The organism is Pollutimonas rozaliensis (assembly GCF_048751585.1).
Lineage (GTDB): Bacteria > Pseudomonadota > Gammaproteobacteria > Burkholderiales > Burkholderiaceae_B.
This window is the reverse complement of sequence record NZ_JAZHOB010000236.1, coordinates 1-255: the sequence shown is the minus strand read 5'-3', so window position 1 is coordinate 255 and position 255 is coordinate 1. Positions and strand designations below refer to the sequence as shown.

The window sequence follows — 255 nt, the reverse complement described above, 5'->3', positions numbered from 1 at the left end:
TATTGCCAGGCCATGGGTAGAGGGTCAGCAGCTCCAACTGAGCCGGAGGAATACGCACGCCCTGCTTGTTGAACTTCAAGCAGGCGCGGTGCAGAAAATGTCGTGCCAGCAAGGGCACATCCTCGATGCGCTTGCGCAGCGGCACTGAATCGACGGGAAACACGTTGAGCCGGAAATAGAGATCCTCTCGGAAATGCCCGGCGTCGATCATCTCTTTCAAATCACGGTTGGTGGCCGCAATCACGCGCACGTCCA

The 255-nt window shown here is 57.6% G+C and carries 1 protein-coding gene; it reads right to left on the bottom strand.

The features are described from left to right. Positions 1–255 (bottom strand): sigma 54-interacting transcriptional regulator (locus tag V0R37_RS22725; protein ID WP_420376636.1); only part of this gene is annotated, 255 nt, incomplete at both ends.